22 protein-coding genes are annotated in these 20,722 nt (G+C 68.1%); 2 read left to right on the top strand and 20 right to left on the bottom strand.

Annotated elements, in window-relative coordinates; genetic code table 11:
• The first annotated feature begins 7 nt into the window (after positions 1 to 7).
• The gene (locus AC3A4Z_RS19530) at positions 8 to 544 is read left to right on the top strand and encodes a TetR family transcriptional regulator (RefSeq protein WP_493971414.1); all 537 of its coding nucleotides are present in this window, start codon (positions 8 to 10) and stop codon (positions 542 to 544) included.
• On the opposite strand, the gene AC3A4Z_RS19525 is transcribed toward AC3A4Z_RS19530, so the two are convergent.
• The 3 genes from AC3A4Z_RS19525 to AC3A4Z_RS19515 form a co-directional block, all read right to left on the bottom strand.
• Complete coding sequence (locus tag AC3A4Z_RS19525; protein WP_498713524.1) at positions 541 to 1,731, bottom strand: 4-hydroxybenzoate 3-monooxygenase; 1,191 nt, start codon at positions 1,729 to 1,731, stop codon at positions 541 to 543. The genes AC3A4Z_RS19530 and AC3A4Z_RS19525 overlap by 4 nt on opposite strands.
• A gap of 115 nt (positions 1,732 to 1,846) precedes the next feature.
• Positions 1,847 to 2,590, bottom strand: coding sequence for an IclR family transcriptional regulator domain-containing protein (locus AC3A4Z_RS19520; RefSeq protein ID WP_493971474.1), 744 nt, complete (start codon positions 2,588 to 2,590; stop codon positions 1,847 to 1,849).
• 38 nt (positions 2,591 to 2,628) lie between these two features.
• The gene (locus AC3A4Z_RS19515; protein WP_498713522.1) at positions 2,629 to 3,732 is read right to left on the bottom strand and encodes an FUSC family protein; all 1,104 of its coding nucleotides are present in this window, start codon (positions 3,730 to 3,732) and stop codon (positions 2,629 to 2,631) included.
• A 160-nt stretch (positions 3,733 to 3,892) separates the two neighbouring features.
• Here AC3A4Z_RS19515 and AC3A4Z_RS19510 point away from each other — a divergent pair, with 160 nt between their 5' ends.
• A complete protein-coding gene (locus AC3A4Z_RS19510) occupies positions 3,893 to 4,750 on the top strand; it encodes an ACT domain-containing protein (RefSeq protein WP_498713520.1) in 858 nt (285 codons plus the stop codon).
• Between the two features lie 6 nt (positions 4,751 to 4,756).
• On the opposite strand, the gene AC3A4Z_RS19505 is transcribed toward AC3A4Z_RS19510, so the two are convergent.
• The 17 genes from AC3A4Z_RS19505 to AC3A4Z_RS19425 form a co-directional block, all read right to left on the bottom strand.
• The gene (locus AC3A4Z_RS19505; protein WP_498713518.1) at positions 4,757 to 5,677 is read right to left on the bottom strand and encodes a diacylglycerol/lipid kinase family protein; all 921 of its coding nucleotides are present in this window, start codon (positions 5,675 to 5,677) and stop codon (positions 4,757 to 4,759) included.
• Between the two features lie 78 nt (positions 5,678 to 5,755).
• The gene (locus AC3A4Z_RS19500) at positions 5,756 to 7,129 is read right to left on the bottom strand and encodes an NAD(P)(+) transhydrogenase (Re/Si-specific) subunit beta (protein WP_498713516.1); all 1,374 of its coding nucleotides are present in this window, start codon (positions 7,127 to 7,129) and stop codon (positions 5,756 to 5,758) included.
• The gene (locus AC3A4Z_RS19495; protein ID WP_498713514.1) at positions 7,126 to 7,461 is read right to left on the bottom strand and encodes an NAD(P) transhydrogenase subunit alpha part 2; all 336 of its coding nucleotides are present in this window, start codon (positions 7,459 to 7,461) and stop codon (positions 7,126 to 7,128) included. The genes AC3A4Z_RS19500 and AC3A4Z_RS19495 overlap by 4 nt, the downstream gene beginning before the upstream one ends.
• On the bottom strand, positions 7,461 to 8,630 hold the full coding sequence (locus AC3A4Z_RS19490) for a Re/Si-specific NAD(P)(+) transhydrogenase subunit alpha (protein ID WP_498713512.1): 1,170 nt from the start codon (positions 8,628 to 8,630) through the stop codon (positions 7,461 to 7,463). Before AC3A4Z_RS19490 ends, AC3A4Z_RS19495 begins: the two co-directional genes overlap by 1 nt.
• A 179-nt stretch (positions 8,631 to 8,809) precedes the next feature.
• A complete protein-coding gene (locus AC3A4Z_RS19485) occupies positions 8,810 to 9,124 on the bottom strand; it encodes an MmcQ/YjbR family DNA-binding protein (RefSeq protein WP_498713510.1) in 315 nt (104 codons plus the stop codon).
• Positions 9,125 to 9,183: 59 nt separating this feature from the next.
• The gene (locus AC3A4Z_RS19480) at positions 9,184 to 9,996 is read right to left on the bottom strand and encodes an IclR family transcriptional regulator domain-containing protein (RefSeq protein ID WP_498713508.1); all 813 of its coding nucleotides are present in this window, start codon (positions 9,994 to 9,996) and stop codon (positions 9,184 to 9,186) included.
• Between the two features lie 20 nt (positions 9,997 to 10,016).
• Positions 10,017 to 10,700 carry a 3-oxoacid CoA-transferase subunit B gene (locus AC3A4Z_RS19475; RefSeq protein WP_498713506.1) on the bottom strand — a complete coding sequence of 228 codons (684 nt, stop codon included), beginning with the start codon at positions 10,698 to 10,700 and terminating at the stop codon, positions 10,017 to 10,019.
• 1 nt (position 10,701) lies between these two features.
• Complete coding sequence (locus AC3A4Z_RS19470; protein WP_498713504.1) at positions 10,702 to 11,403, bottom strand: 3-oxoacid CoA-transferase subunit A; 702 nt, start codon at positions 11,401 to 11,403, stop codon at positions 10,702 to 10,704.
• A gap of 4 nt (positions 11,404 to 11,407) precedes the next feature.
• The gene (locus AC3A4Z_RS19465) at positions 11,408 to 12,610 is read right to left on the bottom strand and encodes a thiolase family protein (protein WP_498713502.1); all 1,203 of its coding nucleotides are present in this window, start codon (positions 12,608 to 12,610) and stop codon (positions 11,408 to 11,410) included.
• Entirely contained in the window at positions 12,607 to 13,032 is a 426-nt protein-coding gene (pcaC, locus tag AC3A4Z_RS19460; RefSeq protein WP_498713501.1) for a 4-carboxymuconolactone decarboxylase, read from the bottom strand. Before pcaC ends, AC3A4Z_RS19465 begins: the two co-directional genes overlap by 4 nt.
• Positions 13,029 to 13,847, bottom strand: coding sequence for an alpha/beta fold hydrolase (locus AC3A4Z_RS19455; RefSeq protein ID WP_498713499.1), 819 nt, complete (start codon positions 13,845 to 13,847; stop codon positions 13,029 to 13,031). Before AC3A4Z_RS19455 ends, pcaC begins: the two co-directional genes overlap by 4 nt.
• Positions 13,840 to 15,264 (bottom strand): lyase family protein, encoded by a 1,425-nt coding sequence (locus AC3A4Z_RS19450; protein WP_498713576.1) that lies wholly within the window; start codon positions 15,262 to 15,264, stop codon positions 13,840 to 13,842. Before AC3A4Z_RS19450 ends, AC3A4Z_RS19455 begins: the two co-directional genes overlap by 8 nt.
• A gap of 68 nt (positions 15,265 to 15,332) precedes the next feature.
• Positions 15,333 to 15,890: a protocatechuate 3,4-dioxygenase subunit alpha gene (gene pcaG / locus AC3A4Z_RS19445; RefSeq protein WP_498713496.1), complete on the bottom strand. Its 558-nt coding sequence runs from the start codon at positions 15,888 to 15,890 to the stop codon at positions 15,333 to 15,335.
• 4 nt (positions 15,891 to 15,894) lie between these two features.
• Entirely contained in the window at positions 15,895 to 16,767 is an 873-nt protein-coding gene (gene pcaH, locus AC3A4Z_RS19440; protein ID WP_498713494.1) for a protocatechuate 3,4-dioxygenase subunit beta, read from the bottom strand.
• A 37-nt stretch (positions 16,768 to 16,804) separates the two neighbouring features.
• Positions 16,805 to 18,679, bottom strand: a complete 1,875-nt coding sequence (locus AC3A4Z_RS19435) for a bifunctional sugar phosphate isomerase/epimerase/4-hydroxyphenylpyruvate dioxygenase family protein (protein WP_498713492.1) — start codon at positions 18,677 to 18,679, stop codon at positions 16,805 to 16,807.
• The gene (locus tag AC3A4Z_RS19430; RefSeq protein ID WP_498713490.1) at positions 18,679 to 19,560 is read right to left on the bottom strand and encodes a shikimate dehydrogenase; all 882 of its coding nucleotides are present in this window, start codon (positions 19,558 to 19,560) and stop codon (positions 18,679 to 18,681) included. The genes AC3A4Z_RS19435 and AC3A4Z_RS19430 overlap by 1 nt, the downstream gene beginning before the upstream one ends.
• 150 nt (positions 19,561 to 19,710) lie before the next feature.
• Positions 19,711 to 20,538 carry an IclR family transcriptional regulator gene (locus AC3A4Z_RS19425; RefSeq protein ID WP_498713488.1) on the bottom strand — a complete coding sequence of 276 codons (828 nt, stop codon included), beginning with the start codon at positions 20,536 to 20,538 and terminating at the stop codon, positions 19,711 to 19,713.
• Positions 20,539 to 20,722: the final 184 nt, after the last annotated feature.

The following is a 20,722-nucleotide window of genomic DNA, read 5'->3' as shown; positions in this document are numbered from 1 at the left end:
TGGGCCCATGCCTGACCGCCGGACCCAACTCCTGGATGCTGCCCTCACCGTGGTGGCTGCCAAGGGAATGAAGGGCCTCACCCACCGGGCGGTGGACGCGGCAGCGAACCTGGCGGAAGGCACCACATCCAACTACTACCGGAACCGGGCCGCCCTCGTTGAAGCGGTGCTGGACCGCCTGGAGCAGGTGGACGCCGCACTCCTGCGGGACCAGGGACCCGCCGGCCCACCGCAGAACGTCGAGGAGCTGGCAGGCCAACTGGCCGCCCTGGTGATCGCCCTGGCCGGACAGCACGCGGGCCTTACCCGCGCCCGCCTGGCCCTGTCCCTGGATAAACCCGAGTCGGTAACAGCCGGGCACTTCCGGCTGGTGGGCGGCCTGGAGCAGGCCCTCACCGCATTGGGGGTAGCCGATGCGCCCGCCCGTGCGCGGGACCTGGCGGACTACGGCGACGGCGTGATGCTCCACCTGCTCACCGTCAGGCGGGACGAGCAGCCAGACCCGGCAGCCATCGCCTCAGCGGTCCGGCGCCTGCTGGGTTAGCTCGCGCCCGGCCAGCCGGTGTAGGCCTCGGCGAGGTAGGCCATGCCGTGCCGGGAAGTCACCACAGAATGGAGTTCACCCAGCTGCCGGGCGCGGGAGAAGTCGTCCGCGTCGGCGGGGGTGTGCAGCATGGTGGTCATCCAGTAGGAGAACTGCTGCGCCTTCCAGACCCGCTCCAGGGCGCGGTCGCTGTACGTCTCCAGCAGCCGGTCCGAGCCGGAGTTGTAGTGGCTGTCGAGGCCTTCGAAGAGCACCTTGACGTCATGGATGGCCAGGTTCAGGCCCTTGGCTCCGGTGGGTGGCACGGTGTGCGCGGCGTCGCCGGCAAGGAACAGGTTCCCGTAGCGCATGGGGGTGTGAACGAAGCTGCGGAACGGCAGCACCATCTTTTCGATGACCGGGCCTTCCTTGAGTTCAAAGCCGTTGCCGTTGACGCGGCTGCGGAACTCGGCCCAGATCCGGTCATCGTCCCACTCGGCAACGTTCTCCCTGGGATCGCACTGGAAGTACATCCGCTGCACCGTCTCAGTGCGCTGGCTGATCAGGGCGAAGCCGTTGTCCGAGTTGGCGTAGATCAGCTCATCAGAGCTGCGCGGGGCTTCGGCCAGGATGCCGAACCAGGCGAACGGGTACTCGTGGAAGTACCACTTGCGGTGCGCCTCGGGGATCTGGAACCGGCAGTGGCTGCGGGAGCCGTCAGCACCCACCAGGAAGTCCGCCTGGATCTCATGCTCCACGCCGTCGGCGTCGGTGAAGCGGACTTTCGGCTTGCCCTCAAGATCATGGACGGACGTGTCAGTGACGCTGTAGCGGACGTCGCCGCCGTCGTCCTTCCTGCGTGCGGCGAGGTCCAGGAACACGTCCGTCTGCGGGTACAGCCACACGGCCTCCCCCACGAGGTCCTTGAAATCGACGCGGTGGCTCTCGCCGTTGAACCGCAGTTCGATGCCGTCGTGCCGGTCGCCGTGGCGCAGCACGCGGTCCGATACGCCGCTGTCCACCAGCAGGTTGACGGTGCCGTGCTCCAGGATGCCGGCGCGGACGGTTTCGGAGATTTCCTTATGGCTGCGGACTTCGATGACCGTGGATTCAATGCCGGCCTTGGCCAGCAGGTGGGAGAGCATCAGCCCGGCGGGGCCGGCGCCCATAATGGCCACCTGGGTGGTGATGATTTTTCGAGCTGCCATGGAGGGTCTCGCTTCGTTGCGGGGCTCCGCGGGGGGCGGCGCCGGTGGGTGGGTCTGGCACTCAGTGTGCGCCACCTGCAGTGATTTCCACCACGGCAATTCCGTTGAATGGTCGCTAGGAGTCTGCCAGCCGCCGGGCGATGCCGCGGGCGGCGGTCTGCAGCGCGGGCACCAGTGCCTGCAGGCGCATCTCCCGCAACGGAACCACGACGCCGAGCGATGCGACCGCGCGCTGCCTGCGGTTGAGCACCGGGACGGCGATCCCCCAGGTGTCCGGATCCACCACGCCCTTCAGCTGGGCGAAGCCCTGGCGGGCGGTGTCGGTCAGCAGGCTCCGGACGTCATCCTTGGTGAGCTTGCCGTCCGGGTCGGCGAACTGCTCCAGGTACTCCCCCTGGAGCCCCTTGTCCTGGTGCGCCATCAGCGCCAGCCCGGCGGACGAGATGTGGACGGGCATCCTCCCGGCCACCTGGGCGCGGTTGGCCACCGAACCGCGCCGGGACAGCCGTTCCACAAAGAGGGCCTCCCAGCCGTCCAACACCGCCAGGTTCACGTTCTGGTTCAGGACGTGCTGGATGTCCTCCATAAACGGCATCGCCGCCTGGCGCAGCGCCAGCGCCGGGGACGTACGGTTCACGAGCTCCCACAGCCGCAGCCCGGGCCTCACGGTACCGCCGGGGCCGGTGTCGAGCAGTCCGTGCCCGGCGAGCTGGCGGACCAGGCGGTGGGTGGTGGTGAGCGGCAAGCCGGCGCGGGCGGCCAGTTCCGAGAGTTGCAGGGCGCCGACGTCCTGGGGAAAGGCCGCGATCAGCCGGACAATCCTGTCCACCACTGAGTCGCCCGAGGCCGAGTTGGCCACCACACACCCCCGTTTCCGTTCAATGGGATGCTTCCAGCCTACCCCCGCCGTGCGGACGGGGAGTGGGGCACTTTGCCGGGATGCGCCGTCGTGCGTTCCCGGAAACGGCGCCATGCTCCCGGCGCCAGCACCACGGCAATGCCGACGGCGGCCCCGATCACGGTCTCGATGATGCGGTCCCGGAGCAGGATCTCCGGCGGCGACGGCACCACCAGGAGCGTGGAGGTCAGGGCCAGGGGCGTCACGAAGAGCTGCGCGAGCAGGTATTGGCGGATGATGAACATTTCCGCCCCGAACTGGCACAGGGCCATCACCAGCACCGTCTGCCAGGGCTCCAGGTGCAGCAGCACAATCCCGGCCAGGATCACCAGGCCAAGGATGGTGCCGATGATCCTTTGGACGCCGCGGCGCACGCGGTGCCTGGTGGTGTGCCCCACGAGCGGCACCACGGCTGCAACCATGGCCCAGTAGTTGTGCCCGAAGCCCAGCAGTTCCCCGGCCCAAGTGGCCAGGGAACCAGCCAGTCCGGCGGCGATGAGGTAGCCCAGGCCCTCCAGCCAGGCAGCGCGTTTCTCGTTGGGCGTGCGCCGGACAGGCCGTTGCCGGATCCACGGTGTGCGGTGGCTGGGCAGGATCCTTGCCGAGAAGCCGATCAGCAGGCAGAAGGCAGAGGTGAGCGCGGCTACCAGCATGGCCTGCCACAGCGGCGGCTGGTTGGGTATGGAGGCGATGGCCGCAAACGCGAAGATGTGGAACAGCGAACCCGCAGGGCGGATCCGCCACCAGGAGATGATCAGCGAACAGGCGCCGGCCACGAGGGTGGTGGCGGGAACAAGGAGCCAGGCCGTACCTGCGCTATCGAGGTCGAGCGCTGTGGCAGTCCTGGCGGCCAGCGTGGCCAGCAGGATGACGGCGAGCATCAGCAGACCCGCGCGCAACTGGAGTGCGAACCGGGTGCCATGGGGTTCACCGCGGCCATAGATGCCGGTGAAGGCGCCGAAGGACGCGAAGATGGCGAGGTCCAGCCGACCCAGGAGCACCAGCGTAAGGAGTGGAACGAAGACGCCCACGGCGCACCGCAGAGCGGGGTGGTGGTCCTTGTTGCCGGGACCAATACTGAACATCTCGGCGAGCAGCTTCACGGGCAGCGCCTTCCTGCGGAGCGGGTGGATTTCGGGCGGGCGGCCGCGCTGACGTTCCTGCTAAATCCTACGGCGCCGCTTTCCCTAACCCGCCATGGCGTTCCCATGAATGGAACGGCGGGGCAACACCGTGGAAACAGGTCCGCACGATGCTTGAGGCATGAAGCCTCCCGCACGGAATACACCCGCGGCCGAGTTGAGCTGCGAAGTCTGCGGCATGATGCCCGAACCTCCTAAAGCACGGCTGACCTTGGCCAACGTGGCCGTGATGCTGCCCATCGAACTCCTGGTGCACGCCCTGGTGGTGGAGACCCACCTGCCGTACGTGGCCAAGGTGCTGGTGCTCACCCTTACTGCCACCGTGCTGGTGATCTGGGTGGCAGAGCCGTCGGCAGCCCGGATCCTGCGCGGCTGGATGCACGCGCCGGCGCTGCGCCACCGGCGGAAACTGGGCGCGGCGCCTGCCCTCTGGCGGGCCCGGACCGTCCTGCGCGACGAGCCGGGTTCCCTGCAGAAGCTCACCCGGGCACTCGCCAGGACAGGAACCAACATCCTGAGCATCCACGTGCACCCGGTGGCGGGCGGTGTCCTGGACGAGTTTGTCCTTTCGGCTCCGGGACACCTGGGCGAACGCGAACTCCTGGACGCGCTGGAGGACGGCGGCGGCACCCGCACTCATGTCTGGCCCACCACCGCCCTCGCCATGGCCGACGGGCAGACCAAGGCTCTCAGCCTCGCCGCCCGGATCGCGGACGCGCCGGACGAGCTACCGCTGGCGGTGGCCGAGCTGCTGCAGGCAAGGATCCTCACCCCCGCGGAAGCCGCCCTGGAAAAGCACGACGCCGGCACGCTGCTTAAGATCCCCACCGCCTGGCACGGGCCCATCATCTTCGTCAGGCCCGGGGAACCGTTCACCCCTGCCGAATCGGCGCGCGCCCACCGGCTCGCCGAGCTCGCCGAGACCCTGGCGCACCGGCCTGGGTCCTCCCAAGTCGCTGCCGTCCCAACTGATACCTAGCTGGGTCTACATCCGCAGGGTCAGGGCGGACGGGTCCATGGTCATCAGGACGTGTTTGCCCTGGCCCTCGTGGTCGCCGTCGAGCTGGTAATCGTCGTTGTGTTCGAGGGTGATTTCCACGGTTTTGCCCTGGAAGTATTCGACGGCGGTGTCCTTGCCGCGGCCCTTGCCAATGATGCCGGCGAGGACGGAAAGCCAGCCGAGGCGGCCGTGGTGGGGCGCCAGGACCGCGATGTCCAGGAGACCGTCATCCACCTTGGCGTCGGGGAAGATCTCCAGGCCGCCCTGGACCTTGCCGCAGTTGCCCACCATGACGCTGCGGACACCCCGGCGCACCACAGTATTGCCGTCGATCATGACAGTGGCCTTCACGGGCTTACCGGGAAGGTTGCGGATGCCGGCGTCCACATAGGCCAGCCAGCCCACCTTGTCCTTGAGGTCCTCATTGGTGTCGGCCATGATGGTGGCGTCGTATCCCACGCCGGCCATGACCAGGAACAGCTGCTCCTTGTCCGGGTGGCTGCGGCGGGCCCGGACGACGTCGATCTTCCGCTCCGTCCCGATCAGCGCCCCGGCCATGGCGCCGTCGTAATCGGTGACGTCCATGCCCAGGTTGCGGGCCAGGAGGTTGCCCGTGCCCAGGGGAAGCAGGCCCATGGGGATATCGCCGCCGGCGAGGACCTCGGCCACGCACCGGACGGTCCCGTCGCCGCCGGCCGCGATGACGATGTCCGCGCCCTGGGCAACGGCTTCCTTGGCCTGGCCGACGCCGGGATCCTCCTTGGTGGTTTCGTACCACATGGTCTCGCCCCAGCCGTTTTCCACGCAGTGCTTGGCCACCAGGCCGCGCACGTCGATGTCTACCGGCTTGGCAGGATTCACGATGATTGCAGCGCGCTGGAGGGAGGTGGAGCTGTTGGCAGTCATGGCGTCCTTCGGTGGAAATGGAAAGGCTACTTCTGAAAGAAGACTAACCTGCCCGCCCAGTGCCGGGCAGCAGGGCGGCTAGAGCGTTTTCACCGCTCCGAGGACCTGGGCCAGCGAGTCCTTGGCGTCGCCGAAGAGCAGGGACGTCTGCGGCTGGTAGAGCAGCTCGTTCTCGATTCCGGCGAAGCCGGGCCGCATGGACCGTTTCAGGAACACCACCTGCCGGGCGTCAGCCACCTCCAGGATGGGCATTCCGTAGATGGGCGAGCCAGAGGAGGTCTTGGCCGCGGGGTTCACAACATCATTGGCGCCCACCACCAGCGCCACGTCGGCCGTCTTGAATTCCGGGTTGATCTCGCCCATCTCCTTGAGTGATTCGTACGGCACGTTGGCTTCGGCCAGGAGCACGTTCATGTGCCCGGGCATCCGGCCGGCCACGGGATGGATGGCGAAGTCGACGTCGATGCCGCGGGCCTCCAGAGCCTGCGCCAGTTCCGCCGCGGTGTGCTGGCCCTGGGCCACGGCCAGGCCGTAGCCGGGAACGATGATCACCCGCTGCGCGTAACCAAGGAGTACCGCCACGTCCTCGGCGCTGGAGGACCGTACCGGACGCTCGCTCACGGTGGTGGATCCCGCCGTCGAGCCTCCCCGGAAGGCACCGAACAGGATCCCGGCAACGCTGCGGCCCATGGCCGCGGCCATGGCGCGGGTGAGGATGGTGCCCGACGCACCCACCAGGGTGCCCGCCACCACCAGCAGCACGTTGCCGAGCACCAGGCCCGAGGCTGCCACGGCGAGGCCGGTGAAGGCGTTCAGCAGCGAGATCACGATGGGGACGTCCGCGCCGCCCACAGGCAGCACCAGGAGGATCCCGGCGGCCAGGCCCAGCACCAGCAGCACCACCGCGAGCGCGGACGAACCGGTGAGGATGACGGCAACACCGGCCGCCACTGCCGCGAGCAGCACAACCGTCATCACCACGGGCAGGCCCGGGAACACCACCGGGCGCGTGGTCATCAGTTCCTGCAGTTTGGCAAAGGTGACGCCGGATCCCGCGAAGGAAACCGCACCGACAAGGAGCGTGAACACGATGGCCAGGCGCACCCAGGGATCGTCCGCATGGCCCAGTTCGAGGAGTGCCACGAGTGCGGCCGCGCCGCCGCCCACCCCGTTGAACAGCGCCACGAGCTGCGGCATCTGGGTCATTTTTACGCGCCGCGCCACGGGAGCCGCCACTGCCGCGCCCACGGCTATGGCACCGAGGATCCAGGGGATGTTCTCCAGCCGGGCGGCCAGAAAGACGGCGACGACGGCGATCAGGGCCCCCAGCGCGCCAATGAGGTTTCCGCGGCGGGCGGTGCGGGGCGAGCTGAGGCCGCGCAGCGCAAGGATGAAGCAGACGGCGGCGGCCAGGTACAGCAGGGAGGTCCAGACAGGGTCGAGGAGGGTCATGCGCCTTCCACCTTCCCTCTTGCCTCTTGAGTGCCGGCCTTGCTGCCGCCCACCTCTTTCCGGGCGTGGAACATGTGCAGCATCCGGTCGGTCACCACAAAGCCGCCCACGAGGTTGGCGGTGGCGAGGACGACGGCGAGCAGGGCCACCGCGAGCAGCCAGGGGTCCGTTGCCTGGCCGGCCACGATGATGGCACCGACCAGGATGATCCCGTGGATGGCGTTGGCACCGGACATCAGCGGCGTGTGCAGGGTGCTGGAGACCTTGGAGACCACTTCGAAGCCAACAAATACCGCCAGGACCGTGATGGTCAGCAGGCTGATCCCGTCCATCAGAGCGCCCCTTCCCGCCGGCTGCCGGCTCTTTCCGAGAGCAGGTCAGCGGTGGGCTGGTGCCGCACCGCGCCGTCGTGCGTCAGGCACGCTCCGGCGAGCACTTCGTCGTCGAAGTCCGGCACCACAGCGCCGTCCTTGATGACCAGCGCCAGCAGGTTGGCTACGTTTTTGGCGTAGAGACGGGAAGCGTCGGAGGCCATCGCCGAGGGTGCGTCCTTCAGGCCCACCAAGGTGACGTGGCCGGAGCCGTCCGCGGTGGGAACGGGGATGTCCTGGCCGGGGACAACGCCCTCCACGTTGCCGCCGGACTCCGCGGCGAGGTCGACGACGACCGAACCCGGGCGCATGCCCTGCACCATCTCAGTGGTGACCAGGAGCGGTGCGCGCCTGCCGGGGACGGCCGCCGTCGTTATGAGCACGTCCGCCTGCGCCACGTGCGGGGCGAGCAGCTGCCGCTGCCGGGTGCCGGCGTCGGAACTGAGCTGGCGGGCGTAGCCGCCGGCCGCCTCCGCGGTTTCGAGGTCCAGGCGGATGAAGGTACCGCCCATGGAGGCCACCTCATCGGCGGATGCGGGGCGGATGTCGTTGGCGAAGACTCGTGCGCCGAGCCGTTTTGCCGTACCGATGGCCTGCAGCCCGGCCACGCCGGCGCCGAGGACCAGGACCCTTGCAGGCGGAACGGTTCCGGCGGCAGTCATGTACAGCGGGAAGAACCGGGGCAGCCGGATGGCGGCCTCCAGCACGCACCGGTACCCGGCCACCAGCGCCTGCGAACTCAGGGCATCCATGGACTGGGCGCGGGAGATGCGCGGCACCAGTTCGAGGGCGAAGGCTGTGACGCCGGCGTCGGCGAGGGCCTCCACGGTGGGGAGCTCAGACGACGGCGACGCCAGCCCCGCCGTGACGGCTCCCCGCTTCAGGGACCTCACGGTGTTCGGGTCAAGGGGCCGGACGTGGGCCAGGACATCCAGCTGGGCAAGGTCAAGTTCCGGGACAACCTGCGCTCCGGCCTGCAGGTAGGCCGTATCCGGGTGCCCGGCCGCCGCGCCCGCACCCGCCTCGAGCAGCACGTCCACGCCCAGGGCCACCAATTGCTTGACCGACTCGGGTGTGGCGGCCACCCGCCGTTCACCCTCCCGGCGTTCCCGCGGTATGCCCAGTTTCACCCGCCGACTCCCATCGCTGCACGAGTGCTTTGGCGCTGCTCTTATAGTCCGGGCCCGGATCCGTTCGGATCTGGGGGGTCGGTCGCGGAGCGGCGCTGCTGCACGTAGTTGGCTAGAGTCTATGGCCCGCACCCCTGCGGCGGGAGTAGGGCGGCCGGCTTGGGTGGCAAAGAGTTACCTTAGCGGTTTCCCTTCTCCCCTCCCGCGAGCCGGTAGGAATCCGCCAGCAGTTCCCTGAGCAGCTTCGCGTCGATCCGCTCGAGCCGGACCAGCACCAGCTGGGGTGAGCGGTCGTGATGGGGCGTCCAGTAGAAGATGTCCGGCTCGGTGCCGGCGAGGGCTTCGCGTTCCTCTGTTTTGACCGTGAGGACTCCGGGTTCCCAGATCCGCGCCAGCAGGGTCTTGGCAAACCACGCCGGTTGGCCCCAGCTCAGCCGTTCAGTGACACCGGGCAGCGCCATGGCAGTCCGTCTGACATCGTCCTCTGTGGCCATGAGTGAGAGTCTGCACGCCGGGCAAGCCGTTGGACAAGGGCCACCTGAAGGAGCTCGGGTTAGCCCCGGGCGCTCAGGTCCGCGGAGATCAGCTTCGCCGTTGCCACGATTTCCTGCGCCACCGATGCCAGGTACGCGTCCGGGTCCGGTTGCGCTGTAACGGTCTGGGCCTGCAGCGAGACGTTGACGGCGGCGACTACCTTCGGCCCGTCGTAGACCGGCGCCGCTACCGACATCAGGCCCAGCTCCAGCTCCTGGTCCAGCAGGCACCAGCCCTGGGCGCGGACGGTGTCCAGCACTGCAAGCAGCTCTCTGGCGGTGCCGATGGCCCGCGGCGTAAGCGGCTTGATCTCCGCGGCTGCCAGGTATGCCTTCAGGTCCGCGGGCGGCAGGCCGGCGAGAAGCACCCTGCCCATGGACGTGGCATAGGCCGGGAAGCGGGTGCCCACGGTGATGCCCACGTTCATGATGCGCCGGGTGGTCACACGGGCAATGTAGGCGATGTCCGTCCCGTCGAGCACGGCGGCGGACGTTGATTCGCCGAGTTTGAGGGACAGTTCTTCCAGGTGCGGCTGGGCCAGCTGCGGCAGCGACAGTCCGGACAGGTACGCGTACCCGAGCTGGAGCACCTTGGCGGTGAGGGCAAACGTCTTGCCGTCGGTCCGCACGTAGCCCAGCTCAACGAGCGTGTGCAGGAACCGCCGTGCCGTCGCCCGGGTCAGGTCCGTCCGCGCAGCCACTTCGGTGAGGGTCATGACCGGATGGTCCGTATCAAACGCCCGGATCACGGCGAGCCCGCGGGCCAGCGACTGGACGTACTGGTCGCTGGCCTGCGGTGCTGGCGGTGAGACGGTGCGGACGGCGTCGGTCATGGTAACCAATCCTAGGCGTCTCAGGCTGCCGCGGCGGCCTTGAGCGGGACGGGTACCAGTTCCTGGAGTTCCTCGAGGGTGCAGCCGAAGGTTTCGCGGACGGTGACGCCGTCGGGGCCGGTGAGGAAGACGGCTTTGTCGGTGTAGACGCGGGTGACGCAGCCGACGCCGGTGAGCGGGTAGGTGCAGGATTCCACGATCTTGGAGGCGCCCTGTTTGGTCAGGAGCGTCATCATCACGAACACGTCTTTGGCGCCGGTGGCGAGGTCCATGGCACCGCCGACGGCGGGGATCGCCCCGGGTGCCCCGGTGTGCCAGTTCGCGAGGTCGCCCGTGGCCGAGACCTGGAACGCGCCCAGGACGCAGATGTCCAGGTGCCCGCCGCGCATCATCGCGAACGAATCAGCATGGTGGAAGTACGAGGCTCCCGGGAGTTCGGTGACCGGGATCTTGCCGGCGTTGATGAGGTCCTCGTCAATCTCATCGCCCTTGGCTTCCGGGCCCATGCCGAGCATCCCGTTCTCCGTGTGGAGGGTGATGTCCTGGTCTGCGGTGAGGTAGTTGGAGACCAGGGTGGGCTGGCCGATGCCCAGGTTCACAAACGAACCGGGGGCGATGTCCCTGGCCACGAGGCGGGCCAGGTCATCCCGGCCCAGCGGTGTGGCGGAGGTCTGGATGGATGTTTCGTTGGACTGGACGCTCATCTCAGGCCACCTTCTCGCTCGTGCCGGCGGTGCTGCCGGGGGCCGCGGGGACGCGGACCACAGTGTTGACGTAGAGACCGGGCGTGACCACGTTTTCCGGATCCAGCGCCCCGGTGGGAACGATCTCGGAGACCTGGACGATGGTCTGCTTCGCGGCAGCCGCCATGATGGGGCCGAAGTTCCGGGCGGTCTTGCGGTAGACCAGGTTGCCCTTCCCGTCCGACTTCAGCGCCTTGATCAGGGCCACGTCGGCGTGGATCGGCGTTTCAAAGACCTGGCCGCGGCCGTCGATGATCCGGGTCTCCTTGCCCTCGGCCAGCATGGTGCCGTACCCGGTGGGGGTGAAGAAGCCACCGATCCCGGCCCCGGCAGCGCGGATGCGCTCGGCGAGGTTGCCCTGCGGGACAAGTTCGAGTTCGATCTCGCCGGCCTTGTACTTGGCGTCGAAGTGCCAGGAGTCGGACTGCCGCGGGAAGGAACAGATCATCTTCTTCACCCGGCCCTCCTTGATCAGCAGGGCAAGGCCCTGGTCGCCCTGGCCGGCGTTGTTGTTCACTACCGTCAGGTCCTTGGCGCCGCAGTCCATCAGCGCGTCGATCAGTTCGAACGGCTGCCCGGCGTTGCCGAACCCGCCGATCATCACGGTGGAGCCGTCCTTGATGCCGGCCACGGCCTCCTGGACCGAATCAACAAAACTCAACATTCGCCTATGCCTTTCCGTTGGAAGCGGTCACGTTTTCGAGGACCACGGCCAGGCCCTGCCCCACGCCAATGCAGATCGCCGCGACGCCCCACCGTTCCCCGGAGGCCTGCAGGGACCGGGCCAGGGTGCCCAGGATCCGGGTCCCCGATGCACCCAGCGGGTGGCCCATCGCAATGGCCCCGCCGTGCCGGTTCACGATCGCCGGATCAATGCCCCAGGCATTGATGCAGGCCAGGGACTGCGCGGCGAAGGCTTCGTTAAGTTCGACGGCGCCCACCTGCTCCCAGCCGATGCCCGCCTTCGCGAGGGCCTTGTTCGCAGCCTCCACCGGGGCGAAGCCGAAGTACTGCGGGTCGTTGGCGTGCGCGCCGCGCCCGGCGATCCGCGCCAGCGGGTCCAGGCCCAGCAGCCCGGCGGCAGCCTCGGACCCGATCCAGGCCGCGGACGCGCCGTCGTTCAGCGGGGACGCGTTGCCCGCCGTCACGGTGCCGTTCTCGGCCCGGAACACCGTCTTAAGCCCGGCCAGCTTCTCCGCCGACGAGCCCGGGCGGATGCCCTCATCCCGCACCAGGTCAGTGCCCGGCACGGGTACCACCAGGTTGTCGTAGAAGCCCTCGTCCCATGCTGCCGCGGAGAGGTTGTGGGAGTTGGCGGCGAACTCGTCCTGAGCCTGACGGGTCACGCCGTACTTTTCGCGCAAACGTTCGGTGGCCTCGCCCAGGGAGATGGTCCAGTCCTTCGGCATCGCCTTGTTCACCAGCCGCCACCCCAGGGTGGTCGACACCAGCGTCATGTCCCCGGCCGGGTAGGGCTTCTCCGTCTTCGGCAGCACCCACGGCGCACGGGACATCGACTCAGCCCCGCCCACCAGCACCAGGTCGGCGTCGCCGGCGTTGATCTGGCGTGAAGCGATGATCGCCGCGTCCAGCGACGAGCCGCACAGCCGGTTCACCGTGGTCCCCGGAATGGACACCGGCAGTCCCGCGAGCAGGGTGCCCATCCGGGCGATGTTGCGGTTCTCCTCGCCGGCGCCGTTGGCGTTGCCGAACACCACCTCATCAATCCGCTCCGGATCCAACCCGGGGGCGCGCTTCACGGACTCCCTGATCACGTGCGCGGCAAGGTCGTCCGGGCGGACGGCGGCAAGGCCGGAACCGAACTTGCCAAACGGGGTGCGCACGGCGTCGTACACAAAAGCCTGGCTCATGGGGTTGTATCCATTTCTCGAAAGACTTGCTGGGCAGTTTTGAAGGCAGTATTCGCGGACGGGACGCCGCAGTAGATGGCGGTCTGGAGCAGGATTTCCTTGATCTCGTCCCTGCTCAGGCCGTTGGTGAGGGCGGCGCGGATGTGCATGGCCAGCTCTTCCCAGTGCCCGTGCGCCACCATCGCGGTGATGGTGACGGCGGAGCGCATCTGCCGGGTCAGGCCCGGCCGGGTCCAGATGCCACCCCACGCGATCCGCGTGATCATGTCCTGGAAGTCCTCGGTGAACCCGTCCTTGTTGGCGTTGGCGCGGTCCACGTGCGCGGCGCCCAGGACTTCGCGGCGGACTACCATGCCGCCGTCGTAAATCTCTTGGCTGGTGGCACCGGGCTGGACCACGCCGTGCCTCTCAGTCCCGCTCACTTGGCCGCCTCCCGTGATTCGGCCCAGGCGAGGAGGCCCCGCATCAGCTCCGCAAGGTGGGCGGGTGCCTCGGCGGGGGCAAGGTGGGCCACTCCCTCGAGCGTGACGGCGGTGGCGGTTCCGCCGCCGGCGGTGATCCCCGCGGCCACTTCTTCGGCCATCGCCGGCGTGGCCACGCCATCCAGCGCTCCGGCAATGACCTGGGTGGGGACGCGGATGGTGCCGAGTTCGTCGCGCACGTCAAAGGCCGCCAGCGCCTCGCAGCAGAAGGCGTAGCTGAAGCGGTCGGCGTCGCGCAGGGCATGCAGGAGCCTGCTGCTCAGCTCAGGCTCGCGGTCCATGAAACCAGGGGCGAACCAACGCTCGGCCGAGCCCTGGATCATCACTGGTGTGCCCTGGTTGCGGACCGTTTCTGCGCGCTCCAGCCAGCCCTCGGGGGTGCCGATCTTGGCTCCGCTGTTCTGGACGGAGAGGCTCTTGAGCCGCTCCCCGTGCTTGATGCCGAGCTGCAGGCCGGTGGCGCCGCCCAGGGAGACCCCGGCGTAGTGGAACGCCTCGCCGGGAGAGATGGAATCAATAAGGTCCACCACTGCGTCCGCCAGCGCTGCCACGTCAAATGGTTCCGTTGCCGCGGGCGAGACACCGTGGCCCGGCAGGTCCCAGGCCACCACGTCGTAGTCGGTGCCCAACAGCGAGGCGGCCCTGTTCCACAGGATCGAGGAGGTGCCCAGGGACGGGCCCACCACCAGCAGGGGGTGGTCGCCCAGGGGCCGCTGGGGTGACAGCAGCGCTGCCTTCAGGACTGGTTTAGCCACGGGAAGCTCCATTCGCATCGGTATCGGCAGGTGAATTGGCAAAGTCCGGGTACGCGGCAAGGATCCGCCGGGAGATCTCCGCGGCCTCGCCGAGGTAGCTGGCGGGGTTGAGGAGTTCCTCCAGCCGGACGTCCGGAAGGACCGACGCCGGGACGGCTTCGCGGAGCAGTTTGCGGTAGGTGGCGGCCTGCTCCGCCGGCGGCGCCTGGAGGGTCTGGTCCACCACGGCCTGCAGTTGCTGCTTGCCGTTGAGCCCGTCCTTGTCCTCAAGTAGCGGGGCCACAACGGCCCCGACGCCCTCGGCCAGCAGCAGCGGACCGGCAAGGTCCAGGTTGCGGCGCATGCCGTCCGGGAAAACCCGCAGCCCCTCGGCGAGCTCCCGGACGTGGCCGGCGGCGCCGAGGGACAGGGCCAGCAGCTGCCGGAGCGCAGGCCACTCGGTGTGCCAGGCTCCGTCCGGCCTTTCGTCGTTGAAGTTCGCGGCGGCAAGGTGCAGCTGGGCTGCCAGCCCCGGCGCCTGGAGCGCGGCGCTGCGGACCAGCACGGACAGCACCGGGTTCTGCTTCTGCGGCATGGCCGAGGAGACCCCGCGGCCGGCGGCGCGCGGCTCGGCCAGTTCGCCCACCTCCGGCCGGCTCAGGAACAGGACATCGGCAGCGATCTTGCCGAAGGCATCCAGCACTGCGGCAAGGGCATGGCCCAGTGACGTCATCGCCAGCCGGTTGGTGTGCCACGGGGCCGGTGCAGCGGAGAGGCCCAGCTGGGATGCCAGGGCATCAGCCAGGCTGAACGGCGTGGCGGACGAGCCGCTGGTAAGGACAGTGCCGGCAGCCAAGGTGCCGGCCGCACCGCCGAACTGGACGGGGAACTTCAGGTTCTTCAAGTACCGGCCCGCAGCCGCGACGCCCTGGAACCACTGGGCAGCCCGCAGGCCAAAGGTGAACGGCAGCGAATGCTGGGTCAGGCTCCTGCCCACGCACAGCGTGTCCGCATGCTGCTCCGCCAGGGCGGCGAGCGCCCTCGTGGCGCCTTTCAGGTCGGCCAGCAGCGCCTCGACGGTGTTGCGGGACAACAGCATGAGTGCGGTGTCCAGGACGTCCTGGCTGGTCAGCGACGTGTGCACGGCTTTCCCGGCCCCGGCGTTGCCGGTGTCCAGCGCTGCCACCTGCTTGCGGAGGTCGGCCAGCAGCGGGATGACGGGGTTGCCGCCGCCCTGGGCACGGCGGGCGATGTCCACGGGATCGTAGCGGCCCGCTTCAGCTGCGGACGCGACGACGGCGGCCGCACCGGCAGGCGCCAGGCCCGCCTTCTCGAGCACGGCAGCCCAGCCCGATTCGACGGCGAGGATTGCCGCCAGCACCGCACGGTCCCCTGTCAGCGCGCCGACCAGCGGCGACGCCGAGACGGGGCTGAGCAGGCCGGCGCCGCCGTCGGGCCCCCCGCTGCGGGCCCCGAAGGCCGCGCCCGCTGAACTGGCCGCGTCAGTCACTGGAAGTCCAGGAAGACTGTCTCGCCCTCACCCTGCAGGCGGATGTCAAAGGTCAGGCCGCCGTCGGGATCGCGCCGGGCGATGAGCGTCTTGCGGCGCTCGGGCTCCAGTGAGGTAAGCAGTGGATCGTTGGCCAGCGCCTCGGTGTCTTCCGGCAGGTAGATCCGGGTGAACAGGCGGTTGGTCAGGCCGCGGGCAAAGATGGCCACCGAGATGAACGCCGCCGCGCCGGGCTTGGTAGGACCGGGGTTCACAGTGGTGAAGGTGTACACGCCGGAGTTGCCCACGGCGCCGCGGCCCCAGCCGGTGAAGGTGTAGCCGTCGCGGACCAGGGACCCCGTCTTCTGGACGATCCTGCCCTCAGAATCGGGCTGCCAGATTTCCAGGATGGCATCCGGAATGGTCTGGCCGGATCCGTCGTACACGGTGCCCTGCAGGCGGATGGAACCGGGTGAGCCGGGCGCCAGGAGTTCGTTGTCCTTGTCGTACGGCAGGGCGTAGCCATAGAACGGGCCGACGGTCTGGGCGGGGGTGGGTACCAGTTTGGTGCTCATCTTCTTACTCCTCGTCACCTTCTGCGCCCAGCGCTTCGTTTTCGGTCCAGGTCCGCTTGGGACCGGTCAGGACGATGTCCCAGTTGTAGCCCAGCGCCCACTCGGGTTCGGTGAGGCTGTGGTCGTAGTTGGCCACGAGCCGGTCGCGGGCGTCCTGGTCCACGATGGTCTGGTAGATGGGGTCCAGCGGGAAGAGCTGGTCGCCGGGGAAGTACATCTGGGTGATGATGCGCTGGGTGAACTCGGTGCCGAACAGCGAGAAGTGGATGTGCGCCGGACGCCAGGCATTGAGGTGGTTCTTCCAGGGGTACGCGCCGGGCTTGATGGTGGTGAACCGGTATGAGCCGTCCGGGCCGGTGATGCAGCGGCCGATGCCGGTGAAGTTGGGGTCAATCGGGGCCGGGTGCTGGTCGCGCTTGTGGATGTAGCGGCCGGACGCGTTGGCCTGCCAGATTTCCACCAGCTGCCCGGCCACGGGGCGGCCGTCGCCGTCCAAAACCTTGCCTGCCACGATGATCCGCTCGCCCTGCGGCTCGCCGTTGTGCTGGATGGTCAGGTCCGATTCCAGGGCGTGCACGTCCTGGTGCCCGAACGCCGGGGAGTACAGCTCGATGGTTTCCGGGTCAGTGTGGTGCAGGCTCTTGGTGGGGTGCCGCAGGATGCTGCTGCGGTACGGCGGGTAGTCCAGCCGCGGCTGGGTCTCGGCAGGGGCGCCGTCCTTGAGGGCGCGCGCGTAGGCATCGCCGATCGCGTTGATCTCGGCACTGAGGTCAGCCTGTGTTTCGATGGCGCGGTCCAGCGGCAGGTGGGCTGCCTTCGGTTCGGCGGGCGGCACGAGCTCTTCCGATTCCAGCTCGGCATTGATGTCTTCCGGCACGGCTGGCTCCTTTCGTGGGTGGTTTCTTTGGTGGTTTTCAGGGGCGGGCGAGGTCGTACTGGACTGCGTGGCGGACGGGAGCGTTGGGGGCTCCGTAACCGTCGTAGGTGCCGCGGCGTTCCACCATTTCGAAGAACACACTGCCCACGGTGGCGGTGTAGAAATGGAGGAATTCCCCGCTGGCGTCCCGGTCATACAGGAGGTTGAGCTCCTGGAGGGTGGCCAGGAATCCGGGTTCGAGGTCGAAGCGGGCGTCCAGGTCCTCGTAATAGTTGGCGGGAATCTGCAGGAACTCAAGGCCGCGGTCCCGGGCGGACCGCGCAGTGGAGACGAGGTCGTCCACGGCGAACGCGATGTGTTCCTGGTAGGTCTTGTGGGCCTGCTGGGCCGGCGACTGCTGCACGGGGGCCAGGTTCAGGACCAGCCGCACCGCGCCGTCGGACGTTTGCATGACCTGCGAGCGCACCAGGCCGCTGGGGCTTGGAACTTCCGCGAACGGCTGCGGTTCAAGGGCCAGTGCGCTGGTGTAGAAGAGGACGGCCTCGTCGAAGTGCTGCCACGGCTGGGCCAGGTTCACGTGGTCAATCACCGCGTTCTGTGACTGCCGCGGGTGTTCCAGGCCCTCACCGAATTCGTGCGTCCATGCCGCAGTGCCGTCCGGACTGCCCTGGCACAGGAAGATCTCGGTGGAGTCCGGGGCGGAGATGCCCTGGAACACTTCCTCGTCGGCCTGGACCTTGCGGGCCACCACGGGCGCCTTCAGCTGCTGGGCCCGGGCAGAGGCAATCACGGGGGAATCGACGTCGAACCCCAACGCGGCGATGGCCGGCTCGGCGTGGGTTGCCGCCTGTTCGTTGATGATGACCCGTGCCTGGCCCATGGTCCACAGCTGGACGTCCTTGGTGCGGTGCCGGCCCTCGAAGGCGAAGCCGAGCTGGCCCAGGAGCTTCTCCAGCTGCGCGGTGTCATCCGCCTTAACTTCGGCGAAGTTGAAGCCGGCCGGTTCGCTCACCTTGGGCAGCGTGGCCAGTTCCATGGGATAACGACGACGGGCAGGGGCAACAGTGCCTGCGGCACCTTCCGAGGCATTTCCGGCCAGCCATTTGGCGCTCTGTTCCTCCAGCCAGATCAGCGAGCGCATGGCGTCCACGGCCGTGCGTTCGACGTCGGACTGGCGGAAGACGTCGTTGAAGACTTCCAGCGACACCGGGCCGGTGTAGCCGGCGCGGACCACGTGCCCCATGAACTTGGCGAGCTCGAACTGGCCCTCGCCCGGGAACACGCGGTAGTGCCGGCTCCAGGACAGGACGTCCATGGAGAGCTTGGGCGCATCCGCCACCTGGACAAAGAAGATCTTGTCCGCGTTGATCTTCTCGATCGGCGCAGTGTCCCAGTCGCGGGACAGGATGTGGAAGGAGTCCAGGCAGGTACCGAAGTTGGGGTGGTCCACCATCTCCACCAGGCGGTAGGCGTGCTCGTAGTCGTTGACGTACTTTCCCCACGCGAGGGCCTCGTACGCCACCTTAACGCCGTGGTCCGCGGCCAGCCCCGCGAGTTCGGAGAGCTGTTCGGCGCGGAGGCCGTCGTCGTCGATGGTGGCGGTGGCGACGTTCGAGCAGACAAGGATGGTGTCCATGCCCAGCCGGGACATCAGCCTGAACTTCGCCTCGGCGCGCCGGAGGTTGGCCTTCAGCAGGTCCGGGGTGACGCCGTCGAAATCGCGAAAGGGCTGGTAGAGGTCCAATCCCAGGCCGAGGTCAGCGGCCATGGTCCGCACGTCCTCGGGGCTCAGCGGCGAGGTGACCAGGTCCTGTTCAAAGATTTCGATCCCGTCGAAACCTGCAATGGCGCACGCCTGCATCTTTTCCTTCAGCGTGCCGGACAGGCAGACGGTGGCGATTCCGGTGCGCATCAGGCGGCCACCTCTTCGGCGGCCACAAGCTCCAGGAAGTGGCTGCGCATCCTGTCCGGGTCGGGTTCGAGGCCAGTGAAGATACGGAAGGCGTCGGCGGCCTGGCCCACGGCCATCCTGCCGCCGTCAAGAACCTCGCAGCCCCTAGCGCGGGCGCCGCGGACCAGTTCGGTCTCGATGGGGCGGTAGACGATGTCCGCCACCCAGTGGCGTGGCTCCACCAGGTCCAGGTCCAGCGGGAGCCCGGGGTGGGCGGCCATGCCCACGGGGGTGCAGTGCACCAGCCCGTCGGCCAGGGGCATCAGCTGCGGCAGCTCCGCCGTCGTGTGTGCCGTGACGGTGCTGTCCGGGAAGAAGCCGGCCAGCTCGGCAGCCCGGGCAGCGCCGCGGGCGGCGTCCATGTCCACCAGGTGCAGGCGGCGGACGCCGGCGGTGAGGAGGGCGTAGGCCACGGCGGAACCGGCGCCGCCGGCACCCAACTGCACCACGCGGTCCAGCTTGGCGCCGGGGAGGCCGGCGGCGAGGGCTGCGGCAAAGCCGGAGAAGTCGGTGTTGTGGCCGATGAAGCGGCCGTCCTCGATCACCACAGTGTTGACCGCTCCCAGCCGCAGCGCGTCCGGGGACACTTCATCCAGGTGCTGCAGGACCAGCTGTTTGCAGGGGTGGGTGATGTTCAGGCCGTTGAAACCGAGGCTGCGGGCGCTCTGCAGCAGCTGGCCCACGGACTCGCCGGGAAGGCCGAGCTCCAGCAGGTCGATGGGACGGTACAGGTAGCGCAGGCCCTGCACGTCCCCTTCGCGTTCGTGCATGGGCGGGGTGAGTGACGGCATCACGCCATCGCCGACCAGTCCCACCAGGTAGGACTCAGTTCGATTGCTCATCCGTGCAGCTCCTTTGATACGGCACCTGGCAGCTTCCTTGCGGAGGGTGCGCTGCCGGGGTGATGGAAATTACGGTACATCATTTGTTCACTTCTCGCACTCTTGTTCTACATACGAACATGAGTGGCAGAATCCTTGGGCCGCTCAGCGCTACCGCTGCGGCAGCCGTGCAGCAAGCTCGGCCGCCGCTTCCTGGAGCAGCGGGACGTGCGCCTCCAGGCCCTCCAGGCTGAGGCGGAAAACCGGAACTGCCGTGGCCAGCGAAGCGAACGCGTGCCCCTGGTGGTTGAGCAGCGGAACGGCCACGGCGCGCATGCCAAGCTCGTTTTCCTCATCCATCACGGCGAACCCGCGGCGGCGGACCAACTCGATTTCGGCGCGGAAATCATCCCTGTTGGTGATGGATTTCTCCGTCAGCGGCTCGAGCGGAAGCTCCGCCAGGAGTTTTTCGCGCTCCGCAACCTCGGCAAACGCCACCAGGGCTTTTCCGACGGCGGTAGTGGACAGGGAGCCCAGGTGGCCGGGGTCACTGGTCACCCGGAACATCTGCGGCCCGTCCACCTTGTTCACCGTGAGGTGGTGGTGGCCGTCGCGGACGCTGAGGATGGTGGCCTCACCGGTCTGTTCGGTCACGCGGCGCAGGACGGGGAGGGCCGTTCCGGCGAAGCCGTGGTGGTTGGAGACCCGCTGGCCCAGCTGGAAGATCCGCAGACCGAGGTGGTAGCGGCGGCCATCCGGCTCGTAGTCCACAAAGCCGTCCCGCGTCAGCGAGCCAAGGAGGCGGTACGTCGTGCTGAAGGGCAGCTGGGCGCGGCGGGAGATTTCCGCGGCGCTGGCGCCGCGGGGCTCATCGCCCAGGAGGACCAGAAGACCCAATGCCTTGCCCACCATGTCGGTGCGGTCGGCGGGCCGCCCTGCTTTGGGCGGGTTTTCGTCAGCGGCAACATCATCGGGCGCTGTGTCTTGGTTCACACTCATACCTCGATGTTGCCACATTGTGAGAGCTATTGCTACCCAATGATTATTTTGTTGACAAGTGACTGCCCTCACAGCCATCATTGCTGTATCGCACAAGTAGCTTCCACCATGTGGCTACTGTCCGGGTTCTCCCGCCACTGCAGCCGTGCCGCCCGAAGGCAACACCTGGGCCATGCCGGCTGAA

The organism is Arthrobacter sp. Soil_C_49, assembly GCF_057656635.1.
Note: the sequence above shows the minus strand (reverse complement) of the source record. Positions and strands in the feature narration are given on the sequence as shown.

What these genes read in the sequence shown, in the direction of transcription:
- AC3A4Z_RS19470 (WP_498713504.1), bottom strand. Translation starts at nt 11,403, where the DNA reads ATGTTGAGTTTTGTTGATTCGGTCCAGGAGGCCGTGGCCGGCATCAAG.
- AC3A4Z_RS19435 (WP_498713492.1), bottom strand. Translation starts at nt 18,679, where the DNA reads ATGCGCACCGGAATCGCCACCGTCTGCCTGTCCGGCACGCTGAAGGAA.
- AC3A4Z_RS19510 (WP_498713520.1), top strand. Translation starts at nt 3,893, where the DNA reads ATGAAGCCTCCCGCACGGAATACACCCGCGGCCGAGTTGAGCTGCGAA.
- AC3A4Z_RS19425 (WP_498713488.1), bottom strand. Translation starts at nt 20,538, where the DNA reads ATGAGTGTGAACCAAGACACAGCGCCCGATGATGTTGCCGCTGACGAA.
- AC3A4Z_RS19505 (WP_498713518.1), bottom strand. Translation starts at nt 5,677, where the DNA reads ATGACTGCCAACAGCTCCACCTCCCTCCAGCGCGCTGCAATCATCGTG.
- AC3A4Z_RS19480 (WP_498713508.1), bottom strand. Translation starts at nt 9,996, where the DNA reads ATGACCGACGCCGTCCGCACCGTCTCACCGCCAGCACCGCAGGCCAGC.
- AC3A4Z_RS19525 (WP_498713524.1), bottom strand. Translation starts at nt 1,731, where the DNA reads ATGGCAGCTCGAAAAATCATCACCACCCAGGTGGCCATTATGGGCGCC.
- AC3A4Z_RS19465 (WP_498713502.1), bottom strand. Translation starts at nt 12,610, where the DNA reads ATGAGCCAGGCTTTTGTGTACGACGCCGTGCGCACCCCGTTTGGCAAG.
- AC3A4Z_RS19475 (WP_498713506.1), bottom strand. Translation starts at nt 10,700, where the DNA reads ATGAGCGTCCAGTCCAACGAAACATCCATCCAGACCTCCGCCACACCG.
- AC3A4Z_RS19530 (WP_493971414.1), top strand. Translation starts at nt 8, where the DNA reads ATGCCTGACCGCCGGACCCAACTCCTGGATGCTGCCCTCACCGTGGTG.
- AC3A4Z_RS19485 (WP_498713510.1), bottom strand. Translation starts at nt 9,124, where the DNA reads ATGGCCACAGAGGACGATGTCAGACGGACTGCCATGGCGCTGCCCGGT.
- AC3A4Z_RS19430 (WP_498713490.1), bottom strand. Translation starts at nt 19,560, where the DNA reads ATGAGCAATCGAACTGAGTCCTACCTGGTGGGACTGGTCGGCGATGGC.
- AC3A4Z_RS19500 (WP_498713516.1), bottom strand. Translation starts at nt 7,129, where the DNA reads ATGACCCTCCTCGACCCTGTCTGGACCTCCCTGCTGTACCTGGCCGCC.
- AC3A4Z_RS19495 (WP_498713514.1), bottom strand. Translation starts at nt 7,461, where the DNA reads ATGGACGGGATCAGCCTGCTGACCATCACGGTCCTGGCGGTATTTGTT.
- pcaG (WP_498713496.1), bottom strand. Translation starts at nt 15,890, where the DNA reads ATGAGCACCAAACTGGTACCCACCCCCGCCCAGACCGTCGGCCCGTTC.